This window comes from Haloferula chungangensis (assembly GCF_042664875.1).
In the GTDB taxonomy this organism is placed as follows: domain Bacteria; phylum Verrucomicrobiota; class Verrucomicrobiia; order Verrucomicrobiales; family Akkermansiaceae; genus Haloferula; species Haloferula chungangensis.
Window position 1 is genome coordinate 36978 of the sequence record NZ_JBHTBS010000012.1, and the last position, 18688, is coordinate 55665.

14 protein-coding genes are annotated in these 18688 nt (G+C 58.5%); 5 read left to right on the forward strand and 9 right to left on the reverse strand.

The window, feature by feature from the left end:
* Positions 1-26 precede the first annotated feature (26 nt).
* Positions 27-335, forward strand: coding sequence for a gamma-butyrobetaine hydroxylase-like domain-containing protein (locus tag ACFQY0_RS17800; RefSeq protein WP_379715163.1), 309 nt, complete (start codon positions 27-29; stop codon positions 333-335).
* Here the strand turns inward: ACFQY0_RS17800 and ACFQY0_RS17805 are convergent.
* From ACFQY0_RS17805 to ACFQY0_RS17820, 4 genes are all read right to left on the reverse strand, one after another.
* Positions 323-2263: a hypothetical protein gene (locus tag ACFQY0_RS17805; protein ID WP_379715165.1), complete on the reverse strand. Its 1941-nt coding sequence runs from the start codon at positions 2261-2263 to the stop codon at positions 323-325. The two genes, ACFQY0_RS17800 and ACFQY0_RS17805, sit on opposite strands and share 13 nt — an antisense overlap.
* Positions 2264-2286: 23 nt before the next feature.
* Positions 2287-2691, reverse strand: a complete 405-nt coding sequence (locus tag ACFQY0_RS17810; RefSeq protein WP_379715167.1) for a hypothetical protein — start codon at positions 2689-2691, stop codon at positions 2287-2289.
* A gap of 92 nt (positions 2692-2783) precedes the next feature.
* Positions 2784-4517, reverse strand: a complete 1734-nt coding sequence (locus ACFQY0_RS17815) for an ATP-binding cassette domain-containing protein (protein ID WP_379715169.1) — start codon at positions 4515-4517, stop codon at positions 2784-2786.
* Positions 4518-4604: 87 nt separating this feature from the next.
* Positions 4605-7733 (reverse strand): DUF7133 domain-containing protein, encoded by a 3129-nt coding sequence (locus ACFQY0_RS17820; RefSeq protein WP_379715171.1) that lies wholly within the window; start codon positions 7731-7733, stop codon positions 4605-4607.
* 343 nt (positions 7734-8076) lie between these two features.
* On the opposite strand from ACFQY0_RS17820, the gene ACFQY0_RS17825 reads away from it, so the two are divergent.
* Positions 8077-8739, forward strand: a complete 663-nt coding sequence (locus ACFQY0_RS17825; RefSeq protein WP_379715173.1) for a rhomboid family intramembrane serine protease — start codon at positions 8077-8079, stop codon at positions 8737-8739.
* Between the two features lie 4 nt (positions 8740-8743).
* Here ACFQY0_RS17825 and ACFQY0_RS17830 read toward each other — a convergent pair whose 3' ends face one another.
* Positions 8744-8962: a hypothetical protein gene (locus tag ACFQY0_RS17830; RefSeq protein ID WP_379715175.1), complete on the reverse strand. Its 219-nt coding sequence runs from the start codon at positions 8960-8962 to the stop codon at positions 8744-8746.
* A 212-nt stretch (positions 8963-9174) separates the two neighbouring features.
* The gene (locus ACFQY0_RS17835; RefSeq protein ID WP_379715177.1) at positions 9175-9723 is read right to left on the reverse strand and encodes a DUF6714 family protein; all 549 of its coding nucleotides are present in this window, start codon (positions 9721-9723) and stop codon (positions 9175-9177) included.
* 238 nt (positions 9724-9961) lie between these two features.
* Here ACFQY0_RS17835 and ACFQY0_RS17840 point away from each other — a divergent pair, with 238 nt between their 5' ends.
* On the forward strand, positions 9962-11845 hold the full coding sequence (locus tag ACFQY0_RS17840; protein WP_379715179.1) for a DUF5060 domain-containing protein: 1884 nt from the start codon (positions 9962-9964) through the stop codon (positions 11843-11845).
* Between the two features lie 9 nt (positions 11846-11854).
* Here ACFQY0_RS17840 and ACFQY0_RS17845 read toward each other — a convergent pair whose 3' ends face one another.
* The 3 genes from ACFQY0_RS17845 to ACFQY0_RS17855 form a co-directional block, all read right to left on the reverse strand.
* Positions 11855-12916, reverse strand: a complete 1062-nt coding sequence (locus ACFQY0_RS17845; RefSeq protein ID WP_379715181.1) for a serine hydrolase domain-containing protein — start codon at positions 12914-12916, stop codon at positions 11855-11857.
* A gap of 134 nt (positions 12917-13050) precedes the next feature.
* The gene (locus tag ACFQY0_RS17850) at positions 13051-13845 is read right to left on the reverse strand and encodes a 3-keto-disaccharide hydrolase (RefSeq protein WP_379715183.1); all 795 of its coding nucleotides are present in this window, start codon (positions 13843-13845) and stop codon (positions 13051-13053) included.
* Positions 13846-13969: 124 nt separating this feature from the next.
* A complete protein-coding gene (locus ACFQY0_RS17855) occupies positions 13970-16390 on the reverse strand; it encodes an ATP-binding protein (protein ID WP_379715185.1) in 2421 nt (806 codons plus the stop codon).
* Between the two features lie 149 nt (positions 16391-16539).
* On the opposite strand from ACFQY0_RS17855, the gene ACFQY0_RS17860 reads away from it, so the two are divergent.
* A complete protein-coding gene (locus ACFQY0_RS17860) occupies positions 16540-17265 on the forward strand; it encodes a uracil-DNA glycosylase family protein (protein WP_379715363.1) in 726 nt (241 codons plus the stop codon).
* A gap of 141 nt (positions 17266-17406) precedes the next feature.
* Positions 17407-18558 carry an ATP-binding protein gene (locus ACFQY0_RS17865; RefSeq protein WP_379715187.1) on the forward strand — a complete coding sequence of 384 codons (1152 nt, stop codon included), beginning with the start codon at positions 17407-17409 and terminating at the stop codon, positions 18556-18558.
* The last annotated feature ends 130 nt before the right edge of the window (positions 18559-18688 follow it).

Below are 18688 nucleotides of genomic sequence, written 5' to 3' on the forward strand. Positions count from 1 at the left end.
GATTTTTGACAAACTCTCAGAATAGAATGCACGAACTTATCAATGCCGCGGTGGTCGGCCAGGAGCTGGCTTTGGCCTTCGCGGACGGCGTCGAATGCTACCTGTCGCTGGAGCCGCTCAGGGCGGCCTGTCCGTGCGCGGCTTGTCAGGGTGAGCCTGATGTGACCGGCAAAGTCCTACGGCCCCAGAAGCAGATTGGAGCCCGCGGCTTTGAGCTGACAAAGATCGAGGTCGTCGGTGGGTATGCCCTCCAGCTCTACTGGGCAGACGGCCATTCGACCGGCATTTACAGCTTCGACTACCTTCGGCGACTCGCGTCGGCTCAGTTGTCGTAAGCGTCTTCTGCGCCAGCCGAGCTGCGTCCACTGGGCTCGTTGAGCTCGTCCGGGACGATTTCCTTGGCGAGCCGATCAATGCCTTCCATCGCCATCTCGCTGCGTGGGTAGATCGACCGTGCTTTGAGATACCACGAGAGCGCCGATCCGATTTGACGGTCGCGGCGTTGGTCGAAGGTTTTCGCTTTGTTGAGCGCGAGCGTAAAATCGGCGACCTGGGGGGCGAGAAGTTCAAGTTCGCGGCCAAGCTTCGGATCGTCAGGAAATTCTTCGCGGAGCAAGGCGAGTTGTTCCCAGGCAGCGTAGCTTTGTCCCATCTTGCGGAACTCGGAGGCCTTTTCGAGGGCCCCATCAATGCGGAAGATGTTGGAAATGATCTGCTTGAAGGCATCCTCCCGGCTCGGATCATCCCTGATGGCAGGTGCGAGCTCATACTGGCGCTTGAAGATCTCGCGATAGTTGTTTTCCGCGAGCAGGCGATCGAAATCATTCTTCGCGATCACCAGGCCACTTCCTTGGGAGACGAGGTGATCGAACTCGGCCAGCTTGGGATTCTGTGGCCACACTTCCATGGCTTTCTGAATCTCGGCCGCGGCCTTCTCGTTGTCGCCGCTTGCTGCGGCGAGCTTGGCGGAATCGATGTGCATGTTGCCGACCCGGGTGTAGGTCGCGATGGCGGCCTCTGCCTTGGTGGCATCGAAGTCCGAGGCAGTTTTCTTGAGGCTTTCCACCAGACCCTCGGCGGCGGTGTAGTCCTTCGAGTCGATGGCAGCGATGAGCTTGTAGGACTCTCTAACAAACTCGAGAACCCGGCGCTTTTTCTCGCGCGGCAGCGTCTGGATGGCCGGCATGAACTCGCCCACCATGTAGGACTCGCTGAGCCGCTTGGAGGCACTTTGGAGTTCGCCGCGCTCGGAGAGGAAAAGGAAGGCCTCGACACCCTTATCGACGTCGCGAATGGCTTCGTTGGCCAGGGAGTCGACGGCGGCGACGGTCGGGCTGGTGCCGAAGGTATCGCTGATCATCTTCGACACGTCGGACTTCTTGTCGATGTGGAGTCGGTTGTCGCCGTCGTTGAAGATCTGATGATAGAAGCGGGAGGCCATCAGCACGTGCTGGAAGCGGCGCTGCACGAAGAACTGGATCATCAAGGCCTGATACTGGACTTTGGCTTGGACGAGCTGAACTTCGTTCTTAACAGTGTTGGTTTTCTTGAGGGCTTCGATTTCCGCGATGCGACGAAGATGCTCCTGATAGTCGAGGGAAACCATGCCTCGGCCAGGGTTGGTGGCAGGCTGCTTCCCTTTTCCTTTGCCGTCCCCTTTGCCGGTTTGCTCGGCTTGACCAAGTGTCGGATCCGATTCGTGACGGGCCTTCCAGTCGGCATCGTCGATCAAACGCTTCTTCTCGGACTCCATGGCCTTGTTTAATGCCCGGGTGGCATTGACGTCCTTCTTGGCAAGGACGGTGGCGTAGATTGCCTGAGAAAGGGAGTCGCAGAGTCGGGCGTCGCCGGGAAAGCTGGAGGCCCGCGGGAGCAACTGCACGGCCGCCGCGAAATCGGGGCCGCCGGGGTGGTGCGGCGAAATCAGCGAGAGGATTTCGTCGATCGTCTCACGGTAAGCCGTGGCGGCTTCGGAGTTGTCTTCGGGCTCGTTGAGGTAGCGTTCGAAGCGTGCGGAAAGGAGTCGGTTGTCGGTAGCAGCCCAGCTGTGGCCATTCCACGAAATGAGTTCGCTGGAAGGATCCATGAAAGGCATTTCGTTGCCCATGACCGGCCCGTTGTTTTTCTGCTCGGGTTGGCGGTGGATGACGGTGTCTCCACCGCCGTCGTTGGCGGATGCCGGCTTGGATGGCGGGGGGGTGTAGACCTGCGCGGATGCCAAGGAAGCACTGGCGAGAAGGAGCGCGATTCGGGTGACTTTCATGGGGTTTTCAAATGTTAGGGGTCTTAGCGCCGGGTAATTTCTTCGGCGACGGCGATGCCGCCCTGGCGAAAACTCACGCGGAAGGCGTAGGTTTGTTCCCGCTCGATATTTACATTGGAAAGTCCGGGCGGGATCTCGATGCCGAGAAACTTCGCTCCGGCGGGCGAATCGACTTTCAGCGACACCACCTGCCCCTTGTCTGCGGTCCAGAGAACCTGATCGTCGATCTTGCCTTCGACGACGTATTCATTGCCGCGAAGGGAGTTGGCATTTTCTTCGACCGCTGCCATGTCGAGAACCGAGCCCGCGATCGTTTTTTCGGACTTCCCGGCAAACAACAGCTTCCCGCCGAAAAAGAGGGCGGCAATGACGACGGCGACTCCAATCAGGAGTCCCGGACTAATTCCTGAACTGGCGCGGCGTGGCATGGTAAAAAAGCGGTGTCGAGAGGGGGGATTGTCCAAATGAAACCCAGACTAGCAAGGATGCAAGCCGTGGCTGACGGGGAAGTTTCCCGAAATCAATCCCATTGATGTCGCCGCGTCCCGATCCAGGAAGCCAGTAGCCCGAGGCCAATGTGAAGACCAAGGGTGTAAAGACAGGCATTCTGGGCGGTCAGCGAAGTGTCGATCACGGATTTGACGGCGGAAAGCACCTTGTCTTCGAGCGATTCGACGCTTCCCGACCAGGCCCAATAGGCGGAAATGAAGGGGCGGGTGAATTGCTCGATGTGCTCGGGGAGCGCGAGCACCGCTCCGGAAAGCGGGAGCTGGAAGCCGACGAGGTAAATCGACAGCAGCGAGGCCTGCTCGGCGGTCCGCATCATCGCGGAAATGCCAAGGCAGATGGCGGTCATGGCCCCATTGATCAATAAGAGGAAGATCAGGTGCTGGCCGAAGTCGCCGCGGAACTGCCCGAAGAAATTTACGAAGACACCCATCCATACGGATTGGGCGAGGACGAGACAGGCGAGGAAGGCAACTTTGCTGGCGAGGTAGGCGGACGGTCGCAAGCCACCGAATTTTTCCTTCTCGAAAATCGGTCGCTCACCGGCAATTTCGCGGGCGGAGTTGTTAGATCCCATCAGCGACAGCAGGATGACCTGGAACATGATGATCCCGCTGACGGCGGAGCCGACCTTGACCTGGTCCTGTCGGACCATCTGCTGCTCTTTATATTCGTCGATGAAGTTCTCCTGCTTCGAGTCGGAGAGCGTCTTGATGTTGTCGCTTGCCTTGTCGGAGAAGAGCGTCACCAGCAGCGGAAAGCAGATCAGGATGGCGAGTTGGAGGAAGACCTGGCCTTTATCGCGGAAGAAGATCCGCCAGCGACGGGAGAGCAGGGTCGAGAGCTGGGTGAAGAAGCCGGGGGTCTTGAGCTGTTTGGAGTCCTCTTCCGATTCAGCGGCTTTCTGGGGCACATGCAGGGTGCCGGCGGCGATGGCTTTCGCGCGCCCTTTTTCGAGCTTTCCGTAGTAGGCATCGCGGTGCTTGGCCCACGAGTTGTGCCACTGCTCGCTCGATTGAGTGGCGAGCTTTGGGTAGACTTCTTCGGTGTCATGGACCGAGAAGTAGTGGTTCATCAGCTCCGGTGGCCCGTGGTAGGCCACGCGACCTTCGTGGAGCACGAGGATGGAATCGTAGAGCTCCAGGTGGGCGAGCGAGTGGGTGACGGAAAGAACGATGCGCCCTTCCCGGCGGGAAAGCTCGTGAAGCAGGCGCACGATTTCGCGCTCCGAGCGGGGGTCGAGGCCGCTGGTGACTTCGTCGCAGAGCAGCAGCTTCGGGTCGGAAACAAGCTCCATGGCCAAGCCGAGTCGCCGTTTCTGACCGCCCGAGAGCACTTTGACCTGCCGGTCCGCAAAGCCGGTCATGCCGGTTTCTTCCAAAACCCGGTCGATCCGGTGATCGAGGTCTTCGGCATTGTTCGTTTTTACCCGGAGCCGAGTGGCGGCTTCGATCGATTCGTCGACGGTTAGAGGATCGTAAGCGACGGAAAACTGGGGGACGTAGCCAATCTCGGAGGGTTCGAAATCCGCGTCCTCAGACAGGTTCCGACCTTCCCAGAACAGGGCGCCTTCGGACTCGGGGTTCAGACCTGCGATGGTCTTGAGGAGCGTGGTTTTCCCGCAACCCGATGGACCCACGATCGCCATGAAGTGGCCGCGAGGAACCTTGATGCTCGCGCGATCGACGAGGTTGACGGCCTCGCCGTCTTTCTGGATGGTGAAACAGACGTCCTGGAGTTCAAGCACAGTGATGAAGTGGGATTCAGTTGAGGAAAAGGGCAGACGGATGATTCGGCGAGAAAGAAAAGTGAAACACGGTTGAGCGCTTGCCTTTCATTTCACGGTCGAAAGGAATTCCACCAGGTCGCGAATTTCACGCGGTGGCAGAATCAGCCCCATCGGCGGCATGCTCGATGGAGTCGGGAAGCCTTCGGCAATTTTAGCCTGAGGATCGATGAGGGATTCGAGGATGTGTTCGCGCCCCATGTGACCAATCTCGGTGAGAGCGGGACCGACGTTGGATCCTTCCTCGCCGATGCGGTGACAAGCGGTGCAGTTGGCGGATAGGTTTGCTTCAAAAGTCTGACGTCCTGCCTCGGCGTCTCCACCGCTGAGCAGATGCCGGGTGCCGATGCTCGATTCTCTCGAGGCGGTGTCGAGCTTGGCGGATTTGGCTGCTTCGAGAATATCGAGCAGCAGCGCGGGCTCGGCTTTGTCATCCGCGAGGAGCCGCTTGAGGATTTCGCGTGCCTCCGGAGCATCGAGATCCGGCAGGAGGGCAACGGCGGCCTGGCGCTCAGTAAGCTCCTCCGACGGAAGTCCGATGTTCTTCACGTAGCTGACGACGGCAGCCGGCTCGTCCTTGGTGAGCTGCTTGGCGACGGCGATGCGCAAGCTGGCTTGTGCGTCGCGGATCATCTCGATGGCGGTGGCTTTCCACGTATTTTTGTCCAGCCCCTTCAAGGAAGTGAGCGCAAGGACACGCAGGGCGGGATCCAGTTTGCTGTCGCGGGCACGGGCTGCGAGCTGCTTGGCATCGAGTCGTTCGCCGACGGCATCGAGGGCTTCGCCTGCGCTCTGTTTGAGCTTGTTGTGGTTGATCGAAGCGAGGGCGACTCCGAGCGAACGACGGGTTTCTTTCTCAAGAGTCGCGGCGGGAAGGTCGCACCAGTGACCATCGACGGAGTCGAGCTGCAGTGGCTTGGCAGCACTGGCGAGGGTGTGGAGAGCATTGCGGCGTAGAATAACCGGCGAACTACTACGAGCGGCGTAGTTCGCGAGGTGGAGGAGGTCGGACGGATTGGCAAGCTGTCGGGCAGCGGAGATGGCCCGGCGGATGGCAGGCTCGGGAGCATCGGGATTTTTCTTCAGCAGGCCGGCAAGCGCTGGGAGAGCAGGAGCCGCGAGGCGTGATGAATGGATCGCGATGGCGGCTTCACTGACAATGCTTGGGTCGCTGTCGCCAAGGAAATCGGCGAGTGCCTCCGCGTAAGGTGCGGCCGCCTCCGTGGAAGGTTCGGCATCATTCGGGCGGATGCAATGGATCGCCTCAATGGCCTGGCGAGCAGCGATCACGGCAGCGCGACGGACGGCTGGCGAAGGGTTCGCTGTTAGGGCGGCGAGTTCGTCGGGCTTGGCGAGGGCGGCGAGAGCCGTGATCCCGGCGTGGCGAAGCCAGGCATCGGTGTCATTGTTTTCAGCTAGCAGCGTGATGACGGCAGGCGTCAGAACCTCGATTCGAAGCTGTGAGACGGCGAGCGCGCACAGGAAGCGGACCCGAGCTGAAGGGTCGGCGAGGAGAGGGGCGAGATCGGCGCCTTCCGCGTTGGTGTCGCCCGCCCACTTGGCGGCCTGAGCCCGGACTTCGGATTCTCTGGATTTTGAAAGAGCCGCGAAGAGTTCGGAGTCGAACTGCTGTCCTTGGGCGAGTCCCCAGAGGGCGTGGGCGATGGCGATGGGTTCGGCGGCAGGCGAGCTGGCCGCCTGCTTGAGCAGCGCCCACTCCCGGCGTTTGGCGAGTTCCCACTGGGCATCGAGGCGGACGCGCTGATCAGGATGGCCGAGGCGTGAAACGAGCGCGGAGGATTCGATTTCCCCGGGGCCTTCACGAAGGAAGCTGGCGACTTCCTGGCGGATGGGTGAGTTGGCCGATTTGGGATCATCGATTTTCCAGACGGCCCCTTTGGCATTCAGCGGGTAGCCGCCTTGCCAGTCGACCACGTAAAGCGCGCCATCCGGGCCAAAGTTTGATCCCACGAAGGCATCGCCTTCGGCTACCAGGTGTTCGTCGACCATCTTGAAGCCGGCGCCGTCCGGTTCGGTTTTGAAGGCGTTGATCTTCCCGGCCGGGAACTGGGAAAGGAAGAAGGCACCGCGGTGCCGCTCATCGAGGGCGGTGCCGGGGTCGCGGGAGAAGCCTGCCGGCCCATCGAGGTATTCGCAGATCGGGCGCAGCCAGGTGGCGGGGCGGAAGTCTCCGGAAGGGGCGGAAATGTTCTCTAACATCCACGGATTGTAGTCGCTCTTACGATACTGATAGAACACGCGCCAACCGGTATCCGATCCAGGCGCGATGAAGACGAAGCGTTCCTTTTCGCCTTTCTGGTCGGAGTCGTTGTCGACGCCGAAGACGTTGCCGAAATCGTCAAAGGCGATTTCCTGAACGTTGCGCAGACCACGGGCGTAGACCTCGAAGCCGGATCCATCCGGGTAGCAACGGAGCAGTGCGCCTTCGTCGGGGAAAAACCAGCGGGTGCCTTCTTTGGAAACCACGTTCGTGCCCTTATCGCCGATCGTCCAGTAAAGGCGGCCGTCGGGACCGAAGGTCAGGCCGTGCATGTCGTGGCCGGCGTAGTTGATGTGGAGGCCGAACCCGTGGGCGAGGGATTCCCGCTGATCGGCGACGCCGTCGCCGCTGGTGTCGCGGAGTTTCCACACATCGGGAGCGATGGTGGCGTAGACATCGCCGCGCTGCGCGAGAACTCCGGCAGCGATGCCCGTGACCTCAGTATTGAAGCCTTCGGCAAAAAGCGTGTGCGTGTCCATGACGCCATCACCGTCGCTGTCCGTAAGCCGATGGATCTTTTCCGAAGTCATGGTGAGGTCTTTCCAGTCGATCTGGCCGTCCTGGTTGAAGTCTTCGACCGAGCGATGGTCCTTGAAGCGATCGGTGGTCACTTCTTTCCGGAAAAAGGCCTGCTTTTCCTCAATAGAAGAATGCGAAAGATCGTTCGGGATCCACCAAGTGGCTTCTCGGATATCAAGGTCGCCGACTTTGCGACGTTCACTCTCGGTAACGTAGAGTGAACCATCGACATCCACGCTGAGCGCTACGGGATTCTTGAAGAAGGGGTCGCCGGCGACCTTGGTGCGAACGAGGCCGTTTTCACAGTCTTTGGTTTCCGGTGCCGCTTCAAGGCAGGGAATCAGCAGGAAGAGAATGGAGCATCCGACGAGGCGCATGGCGGGGATACGAATGCCCGAGCGGACTTATGTCAATGCGCTGGGACCTTGTGTCCTCTGAGAGTTGATCGCTTTCAGAGGGCGTCCGGGCTCCCGGCGATGCCTGGTTTTTTCACCGAGCGATAATCCGCTCCATGAGGTACGAAGGCTGCGGCGTCGCACGATCATGGACCGTCCACACCCAATCTGGCCCGTTCCGGTTGATGGTGCGTTGGGGCGCAGGTTTCGTGTCGCGAAATGTGCCGGCAACGATCGCTGAAGCAAGTCTCCCCGGGATTGCTTTCCGGAACACCGATCTTCGCCCGGCTTGCACAAAAACCGTTTGAGGTATGTGATCCGCTTCATGTCATCGCACCCCAGAGAAGTTCTGCGAGAGCAGGCGGCCCTGCTTGGACTCATTGCTTTCATCAGCATGATCTTCGCCTGGCAGGAGCTGGCAGGTGGCGAGGCGTATGATCCCTACATGGTTGTGCCTCAGGAGATCGTGAGCGCGTGGAATGAAGCTCGAAACGGTAGCATTCATTGGCGTGAGTTCCTGCCACTTTTGAGCGCCACATTTCTCCACGAAGGCATCGACCATCTGCTTTTCAACATGCTCTTCCTGTGGATGTTCGGAGCGCTTGCCGTCGAGCTGATCGGCAGCAAGTGGATGCTGATCAGCTACGTCTTCACTGCCTTGTGCGGCAGTATCCTGTATGTCGCGATGAATGCGGAAAGTCCGATCCCATCGCTAGGCGCATCAGGTGCCGTGATGGGATTCGAAGGACTCTATCTCGCCATGGCCGTGCGCTGGCAACTCCCCGATCCTCACATCTGGCCGATGGCCCGGCCGGTTCCTCCGGCACAGTTGGCCGTCCTGGGGATCATGGGTTTGGCGATGGACTACATGGGCTTCCTCGGAGGAAACATGGGCGTCGCCTACAGCGCGCACCTTGGTGGCTTCGTCGGAGGACTTGTGCTGGGTTCATTCGTGGTGCCGATGCCTCGCGTGGCTCATCGGCGGTAGCTTGCTAGAATTCCTCGTCCTCATCGGAAGCATCACTTTTGCCCTTTTGATAGATCCAGTTCACGGCGAGTCCAATGATGCCTCCAATGATGAAGAGAAGCACAACACCGCCGAAATCCAGATGGGCGGACCCTCCGAATAGTACGGCCAGTAGTGCCAAAACGATGAAAAGAGCGAAACATCCTAATCCGCCTTTGAGGAAGGAACTGCCTTTGTTTTCCATGATGAGGGTTTTGGGTTTTTAAGGCTTGGAAGATTTGACCGCATTATTCCATTCGGGCGCGTTCCTCGATTCCTTAAGGTAGCCTACCCAGCAGACCGGAGGTCAGGCAAGACTGCTGTTAGGCGTCTCGATTCGGAAAGTGCCCCCATCTGCGGCTGAATAGGGTCGCTCTGATCCGACGCTTCTCTCCGCGTCCACAGGTTTCCGCTTCATTATTCGGTCCAGTAGTTGTTCAGGGCATCCATGATGTCATCTCTGAAATAAGCGTTGTCTGGATCGGTTGATATGAAGATCAGGTAGTCACGGACAATGGTTCGCTGGACTCGATCCAGCAGTTCAAAACGCCCAAACTCTAGGGTTTCGTTGTGAATCAGGCTGAGGAAGAAGGCGAAGCCGTAGCGGCCCTCCAGTTCCGAAAGCATGAAGGCGGGAAGATGAAAACGGAATCCCTCGGCGTCCAGAAAAGATGGACTGCTGTTGCAGCGCTGGAGCGTATCGAGACGAAGCTTCGACCAGTCTTCTGTTTCGTCCCGGCGCCGGCAGGCGAGTCGAACCTCGTCGTTCTCCCGATCATCGATGGCCTGAGCCTCCCAGAGACCGATGCCCGCACCTAAAGTAACTCCTGCAAATGATTCGATGATTCTTTTGCGAAGTTGTTTGGCCTCTAAATCACGGTCGATTGGGGAGCTTGGGTATTCGTAGTCCCTATGGTGCTTCCTCGATGGCATGCTCTTTGCCATTTCACGGGTCATGCGATTCATTTTGTCGGCTAACAGGTCATGGTGTCATCGCCTCGGACCTTGAGATCCAAGGTCGCCTGACTGGAGCTTGGGGTGGCTGAGCTTCTTGTTTCAAGGAATTCTTCCACCTGCGGGTCGATGAGGTCTCGGGGAGGGAGAATGCGAATTTGGAAGATTTCTGACCCTTTTGCGGAATTCGTTCGTCTCTACTTGTGTGACACCATTGATGGATGGTGGACGCTGACCATTGCAAACGACCATGACCTTACGATCTAAGAAAACCCTCTCGTTGTTGTTCACCCTCCTGCTGGGGAGTTCGCTCGCCTCGGCCTCGGAGCAAGCCAAGATTACGGGGGAGCTGAAAAAGTGGCACAAGGTCACGCTGACCTTCACGGGGCCGGAGACATCCGAGACCGCGAATCCCAATCCTTTCCTCCACTACCGATTCAACGTGGAGTTCAAGCACGAGGCATCGGGCAAGTCCTACACGGTTCCCGGATACTTTGCAGCTGATGGAAATGCAGCTCAAACCTCGGCGACGAGCGGCGATCAGTGGCGCGTGCACTTTTCTCCGGATGAAATCGGCGAGTGGAGTTACACCGCGAGCTTCTATGAATACGACTATGTGGCGGTGAGCGAGTGGAAGAAGCCCGCCAAGCCGGCGAAGACGGGCTACATGCACGGAGAGACGGGGAAGTTCACGGTCGACAAGACGGATAAGACGGGTCGCGATTTCCGAGGAAAGGGTCGTCTTCAGGTCTCGGGGGATCGCTACCTGCGCTTCGCGGAAACGGGTGAGATCTTCTTCAAGTGTGGCCCGGATGCGCCTGAGAACCTGCTCTCCTACACCGACTTTGACGGCAGTTACCACGACGACGGTCACTACAACAAGGGGGCCTTCGCGGATCATCCGAATGAGGGGATCAAAACCTGGGAAGCCCATCTCAAGGACTGGAAGGAGGGGGACCCGACCTGGGGGGATGGCAAGGGCAAGGCGCTGATTGGCGCGCTCAACTATCTCGAGGAGAAGGGGATGAACGCTTTTTCATTTCTGACACTGACGATCGTGGGTGATGACCAGAACGTGTTCCCTTACATCGATTACGACACCTATGACCGAATGGATGTCTCGAAGCTCGATCAGTGGGAGATTCTCTTTGAGCATGCCACCGAACGGGGGCTCTTCCTTCATTTCAAAACCCAGGAAGCCGAGAATCAGGGATTGCTCGATGGGGGTGGGCTGGGGGCGCTCCGCCGACTTTACTACCGCGAACTGATCGCGCGCTTCGGTCACCATCCGGCGCTGAACTGGAACATGGGCGAGGAGATCGGCGAGTGGCAGCCGAAGCAGCGGACACCGCCGCAGTACACGCATCAGCGATTGGCGATGGCGGAGTACTTCCATGATCATGACCCCTACCATCACCATATCGTGATCCATAACGGCAATTGGTTCGATGATCTCTACGGGCCTAACAGCTACTACACGGGTGCATCCCTTCAAACCAATCAGCAGGACTTCAGCAACGTCCATGGCAGCGTCCTGCGGATCCTTGAGGATTCGAAGAAGAAGGGGAAAATCTGGGCGGTGGCGGTGGATGAACCGGGTGATGCGCAGTTCTCGCTGGCTCCTGATGAAGTCGATGCAGAGCACGACGACGCGCGAAAGAACGGCTTGTGGGGGGCTTTTCTGGCGGGAGCCTGGGGACTGGAGTGGTACTTCGGCTACAAGTATCCGCACTCGGATCTCACCTGTGAGGACTGGCGATCGCGGGACTTGTTCTGGGACCAGTGCAAGGTGGCACTCGATTTCTTCAACGAAGTCAGGCTGCCCTATGCCGAGATGGAGAGTCACGACGAGCTGATCGTCGATAACGGCCCAACCCGGAGGAGCGCGAAAGGTGACTACTGTCTTGCCAAGCCTGGTCAGGCCTATGTGGTTCTGGTCAAGAAGGGGAACGCAATTTCTCTAACACTTGAAAGCGGTGAGTATCAGCTGCAGTGGTTCAATCCTCGCGAGGGCGGCGCACTTCAGCAGGGCGAGGTGACTTCGATCAGCGCCGAGGGCAAAGGAGCGCACTCGCTCGGGATGCCACCGGAAGCTGATGGCAAGGACTGGGTGGCGCTCATCAAGAAGCGCTGACCTCGTTGGTCATTCTTGGAGAGCACGGGCCATGGCCCGGTGCATGGCGGCGCCGGTCTTCGGGCCGGCATCGTTGGCCACCGCGACGCTGCCTCTGCCGGTGTCAAGGTGGAGCGTCACGGTGGCATACCAGTAGGTATTCGAACCATCGTGTTGGAGAACCTTGCCGCCCTTTCCTGCGAGCCAACCCATGGCATAATTGTTCAGAATCGGCTGGTGCAGTTTCCGGTAGCTCTCTTTCTCAAGGAGCCTACCTTTTCCCTGATGTCCGAGCATTTGATCCTGTAGAAAGACCACCCAGTCGGCGAGTGAGAGATGCATGCCTCCAGCGGGGCCGTAGATCGCGGGGTTGTCACCGGCGTAGCCGACTTCCACCGCTTGCCTGCTCCCGTCATCCGAAAGTTGGTGGCCTCGCGGCTGTGACCCGCTCGGAGCGCCGAATCCCGCACTCTTGATTCCCAATGGTGAGAAAACCTCCTTCGCAATCGCCTTTTCCCAAGTGGTTCCGAGGAGTTCCTCGATCACTGCTCCGGCAATGATGTAACCCGTATTCGAGTAGAGGAATGTCGTGCCCGGCGTGCTCAGTGGAGCTTTTGTTAGAGCGTCCATGGCGATCTTCATGCGCTGCTTGCGGATGTTGCGATCGCCTGCCTCATGCGCTTCGTTGATCAGGTCGTCAGGGGGATTTGCAGGCAATCCCGCCGTGTGACTGAGCAACTGCTGGATGGTGATTTGCTGCGCTTGAGGATGAAGGTTCCCAACCGAATCATGGAAAATTTCCTTCAGGCTTGTGTTCCAAGTCAACTTCCCGCTCTCGACCAGCCGTGCGATCAGGGTGGCGGTGATGGCTTTGCCGTCTGAGCCGATGTGCCACAGGTCGCCCGCCTCGACATCACCCTTTTTGTCGGCCCTTCGAACGCCGAGTTGGGTTTGGGCGAGGATCGTTTTGGTATCGAAGGTGGCGGCCGCCATGCCTGGGGCGCCTGATGCCTTGTGAGCGTTTTCAAGCTCGGCCCTCAGGCGATCCGTGGGATCGGCGACGGCAAAGATCGACGAGAACAGGAAAGCCAAAAGGGGTGCCAGCAAATCAGGACATGTCCGACTCCTCATCATCGGGGTACGCATGGGTTTCGAGATGGCTCATTCTGTGAGCCGTCTTAATGAAATTGATGGGGAGGCGGAATGGGAGCGTTTGCGGCTCCGCTTCACTCAGCGGGAAGTTCCTTGATGCGAATGTTGCGGTAGAGGATTTCCGCCCATTCCGCCTGCAGGCCGAGGTGGCCTTTGTCGAGGGGCACCTTCTCACCGTCGGCGTTCTTCTGGGTGAAGTTCTCCAGCTCGAAAACGACTTCACCATTGAGGAGGTAGGTCGCTTTTTTGGCACCATCGACCCGGATTTCGATCTCGTTCCACTCGCCCTTGGGCTTTTCGACACCGAGTTTCGTTTCGCAATGTTTGCCGTTCTTCAACGGCGCGCCAGCCTCGTAGTATTTTCCATTGCGCGGGACATCAACGCGCAGGTCCTTGCCGAGAACGAACAGATCGCCGGTGTGGAAGCGGCCTTTGTTTCCTGGGCCATGAGACTTGTCGCCGGGGGATTCGCCAATCTGCATTTCCAGGGAAAGGGGCCAAACTTTGGTGAGATCGCCGTGCACATGATAGAGCAGACCGGCATCGCGATCCCAGTCGCTGCGGGGGGCATGGCGGTTTTCCAGCCACTTGTATTCGAGTTTGAGAACGTAGTGGCTGAACTGCTTGTCGCTGACGAGGCAGTCGTTGTTCTGTTTGGATCCCTGCTCTTGCCCTGCGTAGACGTGAATGGCCTTTTCATCGGAATTCACGGAAAAGGGACCGTAATCTCCCTCGCCTTTGCTTTTGGCCGACTTCCAGCCTTCAAGAGTCTTGCCGTCGAAAAGCGAGACGAAGCCTGCCTCCTCCTCAGCAGACAAAGCGGTGACAGTGAAGACAGTGAGTAGGAGGGTTTTGAGGAATGGGTGCATCGGATGGGTAATGTTGGGGAGTTGGATTAGTATGATGAGTCTGATCCCAATGGATCGTATGGGCATCCTGTGGATTCGATTGATGAACATCAATCCTTTGAAGTGCCTTTCATGCCATCCGCTATCAAGCCCGGTCGCCACGTTCGTCGTAGGGGAGCCACAGGAGACCAATGGTGTCGACTTGAACGTTGGCCCGGGTTGGTTTGAGGGTCTCGGTCTCAAGGTCGAGTGCGGTGGGAGCGAAAGCCTGATCCAGTTCGGCGATTTCGGTGGCGAGGGTGGCTTCGAGTTCGGAAATCTGATTCTGAATGCCTTCGATCTTGTCTTCAGCCATCGAGACGTCCTGTTGCTGCTTGTAGGCCTGGGTGGAACGACTGATCGCACTGCTGGAGGAACGACGGGTCTTTCGACCTAACAGACCGCCGAGCAGTCCACCGAGTACGGAAGTGGCGGCCTGCATTTTGGCGCTGCTGGCTTCGGCCTTCTCTTTGGATAGTCGCGCTTCGGCGGAACGAAGCCGATCGGCGAGGGTGCTGAGTTTTGATCGGGTCCTGTCGCGAAGCTTTTCGACGGCGGCATCGCGTGCTTCGCGGGCGGCGTGGGAAAGTCGGGTGCGAAATTCCGCTTCGGACTCGCCGATTTTTGAATACTCCTTGAGGTCCTTGCAGACGAAGATTTCAGCTCGCTCGTTGCGGTAGAGCCAGTCGGAGAAGTCTTTGTCGACCTGCCTGTAGTTGCTGGCATTCATGGCGAAGCCGGGGAGTTCGGCGAAGCCGGTGCTGTCATCAGGTTCGCTGCCAAGGTTTTCAGGATTGAGCGGGGGTGGGATCTGTTCGTCCCAGTCAATGCCATCGGCGGTGATCGGATTGACCATGCGGACCTTGCGGGTGGTTTCGATGTCGGCCTTGGCCGAAGAAAAGGTGACGGCGCCGACCCGGAGAAGGTGTGGCCTGTAGATGACACCATCGCTGGCGCCGGCGACGGGCTGGAATTTCTCGATGACGCCATTGCCCACGATCGGACGGGCGCTGGGAGGTACGGTGGATGCCGTAGGCATGGCCATGGGGTTGGAGGAATTCGCTGCACCGCTGGGAGCCAAGGCGGAGTCCTCGAAAGCCCCCCGTTTTGGATCCATCAGCCGCTTGATTTTTCCCCGGGTGAGAGGGCCTGTTAGGTAGCTCATGACCCAGCGGACATGGAAGAGGACGGGGCCGTCTTCGTGGACGTTGTTCATCAGGAAAACGCGGTTTCCGAGGCCGGAGAGGAGTTTTTCCATCGAGGCGCGGTCAAATCTGGCGTTCTGCGATCCGGCGGCACCCTCAAGACCGTCGAGCACGCGGAGCTTGTCGCGCTCGGTCTGGAGTCGGCCAAGAAACCATGTCCCGATGTTGGAAAGGGCCTTGTAGTCGAGGTCGACAGGGTTCTGGGTGGCGAGCAGGCAGCCGAGGCCGAAGGCGCGTGCCTGCTTGAGCATCGTCATCATCGGCTTCTTGCTCGGCGGATTGGCCGTCGGCGGGAGGAAGCCGTAAATTTCATCCATATAGAGCAGCGCGCGGAGTGAGGTGGTGCCCCCCTGGGCACGCATCCAGCCGAGCATCTGATTGAGCAGCAGGCTGACAAAGAACATGCGTTCGCTGTCGCTGAGGTGGGAAATCGAGAAAATCGAAATGCGTGGCTTGCCGTCGGGCGCGTGGAGCATCTTCCTGATGTCGAGCGGCGGGCCTTCCAGCCAGCTGGAGAAGCCGGGTGAAGCGAGCAGGTTGTTGAACTTGAGCGCCAGGGTTTGGCGGGTCTTTGCGTTGCAGAATGACTCGAGGTCGATGATGCCGACCTTGTCGAAAGGTGGCTTCTGAATGTGGCGGATCAGCGTTTCCAGGGAGATGTCGCGCTGGCCTCGCCATTCGCTGGCAAAGATGTTGGAGAGCAGGATGGCTTCGGGCGATTGGATCGGATCGGCATCGACACCGACAAGCGAGAGTAGCGAGGAAACGGTGGATTCGATGCGTTCACCCAACAGTTCCCCGTCATCCACAATTTCGAAGGGCGGAGCCTCGAGGGAGGAGAGGATCGAGACGGGGATGCCGGCTTTCGAGCCCGGGGTGAAGATGTTGATGTCGACCTTCTCCTTGAGAGCCGCGATACGATCAGGGCCCTGTCCCCAGTCGGCGAGACCATTCCTCCACGTTTCTGCGGTCCTGGCGGCAAATTCCTCGGGCGAGACTCCCTTCTTCGCAGCATCGTCCTCATTGATCCATGGGCGGAAGTCCTCGGCGGAGAGCTCGGGAAATTGGAGGAGCAAGTTGGAGATATCGCCCTTAGGGTCGATAACGATTGCCGGAACGTTGTCCATCGCGGCTTCCTCTAACAGGGCGATGCAGAGTCCGGTTTTTCCCGAGCCGGTCATGCCGAGAACCACGCCGTGGGTGACGAGGTCTCTGGAATCATACATCACGAGCTCCTCCCGGACCTCTTTGGTCTCAAGGTCGTAGTCCTTGCCGAGGTAGAAGGATCCGAGCTTTTCGTAATCGGGGAGCGTGGAATTCATTGGGATCTATCAGAGCCGAGATGGCGTGGGATGGAAGGGCGAAGTGGCGAGGTGAACATTCTCCGGAACGATCGGCGGTGATATGGCCGGGCACGAGTCGCCCCGTTGGCAGGCAGCCTGGCATTGCGCCGATCGCTTAGGGCCGCTTGATTGGGGTCGTGAGCAAGGCATTGATTGAAGCAGCACGGGTGCAGGCGGACCGGCTTCGGACGCTTTCGTTTTCGAAGGCGGCGTATGTTTATCTCCCGACGGATTACGCACGGATTCCCCATGAGAAGTATCTGAAGCGCTTCGGCAAAGCCCGGAAACGGGTGCTGCTGCTTGGGATGAATCCTGGGCCGTATGGGATGGCGCAGACGGGGGTGCCATTTGGGGAGATTCCCGCGGTGCGGGATTGGATGGGGATTTCCGGAAAGGTGGCGAAACCCGATCCGGAACACCCGAAAAGACCAGTCGATGGATTCGACTGCCTGCGTTCGGAGGTGAGCGGCCGGAGACTGTGGGGCTTGTTTGCTGAAAAATTTCCGCGAGCGGATGACTTCTTTGCTGAGCACTTCGTGGCCAATTACTGCCCGCTGGTTTGGATGAGCGAAACGGGTGCGAACATCACTCCAGACAAGCTTCCCAAGGGAGAAATGGCTCCAGTGGAGGCCGCCTGCGAAGAGCATCTTGATCAGGTGATTAGAACTCTGAAACCTGAATTCCTCATTGGTGTGGGGGCCTACGCGGAGCAGAAGCTTAAGGAGGCGGTCGGGCGAATCGGCTATGAGGCGAAGCTGGGGAAGATTTTGCACCCTTCACCCGCATCCCCGGCGGCAAACAGAGGATGGGCGGAGGCCGCGGAGAAACAGCTCAAGGAGATGGGCGTCTGGTGAAACCACGAAGTGACGCAGCCAACGAAACACGCCATCAATCAGGAAAAATGAAAGGAGTGTGAACAAATTTCTCAAAATAAGGCAAGGAATTCGACTTGGATCTTGAAAAATTGGGAAGGCGTCTTTCATATTTCATGAAAGATGAATGACCTTGAACGCTCGGACTTTTTACGGCTGGTGGAAGAGTCGCTGGGGGCGTTCAAGCTGACGGTGTTGTGGGGAGCCCCTCGAATGGGGAAATCGACTCTTCTTCGATTATTGGAATGGGAGGAAGAGAACTTCTTCGATTTGGAGGATCCGATGGATCAGGCAATTTTTGAGAATCCGGGAGAGGCCTTGGGAAAATTGAGAGGCTTGGTGGTGATCGATGGGCTCCATTATCAGGCAGATCTTCTGCCGCTGTTGCTCGATCGGGCGAAAAGTTGGGGTGGGCCGTCGCGATTTCTGGTGGTGGGGCGTGCGTCGCGGGAGATGCGAAAGCAGGTCGCCTCGATCACGGACCCTGCGATGAATGTGATCGAACTGGGCGGGCTGAATGTGGGGGAGGTGGGTTTCGAGAATCGCGACCGGCTGTGGTGGAGAGGTGGTATCCCGGAGTCATTCATGGCTCCCACGGATGGGGAGAGCGCGCGATTTCGGGAGGCGTTCATCCAGACTTTCCTTAGGCGAGATCTACCGGGGCAGGGCATTGATCTTCCGGCAGAGCGTTTGCGCCGCTTCTTGGTCCTGACGGCGCGCCATCAGGGTCAGCCATGGAACAGCTCGGCAATCGCGAAGGAGTTGGGTGTTTCGCACCCGACCGCGCGTGCCTATCTGGAGCTACTGACAGACTGCGGAATTTTGCGACAGTTGTCGCCGCTGATCCCTCCGGGAAGCAAGCGGATGGTCAAGGCTCCGAAGGTTTACGTGAGAGACTCCGGGCTCGTGCACGAGTTGTTAGGGGTGACGGGTATGGAAGGGCTGAAGTCGAATCCCCTGCTGGGACTCTCGTGGGAGAGCTTTGCGATGGAACAACTGGTATCCGTGCTGAGGCTGAGGGCGGACGAGATGTTTTTCTGGAGAACCCACGGAGGTGCCGAGATGGATGTCGTTATTGAGCGCGATGGGCGGCGGTATGGATTCGACTTCCAAACAACGGATGAGCCGCGGGTGACCCACTCGATGACCATCGCGAAAGCTGATCTTGGGCTGGACTCGGTATTCCTCGTTCATCCGGGGGAGCGCTCCTTTTCCCTCAGGGAGGGCATGGCGGTGCTGGGCTACCCGGCTCTGGCTGCGTTCGTTTTGTCCTGATGGCATCCACTTCCCGCTGAGCTGCTTGAGCGTTCCTTCCAGGCTGGGAACGGGCAAATGCCGGCATCTCATATGAAATAGGGATACTCCAGAATCTCCGGACATGTGATGCTGCATCATCTGACATTTA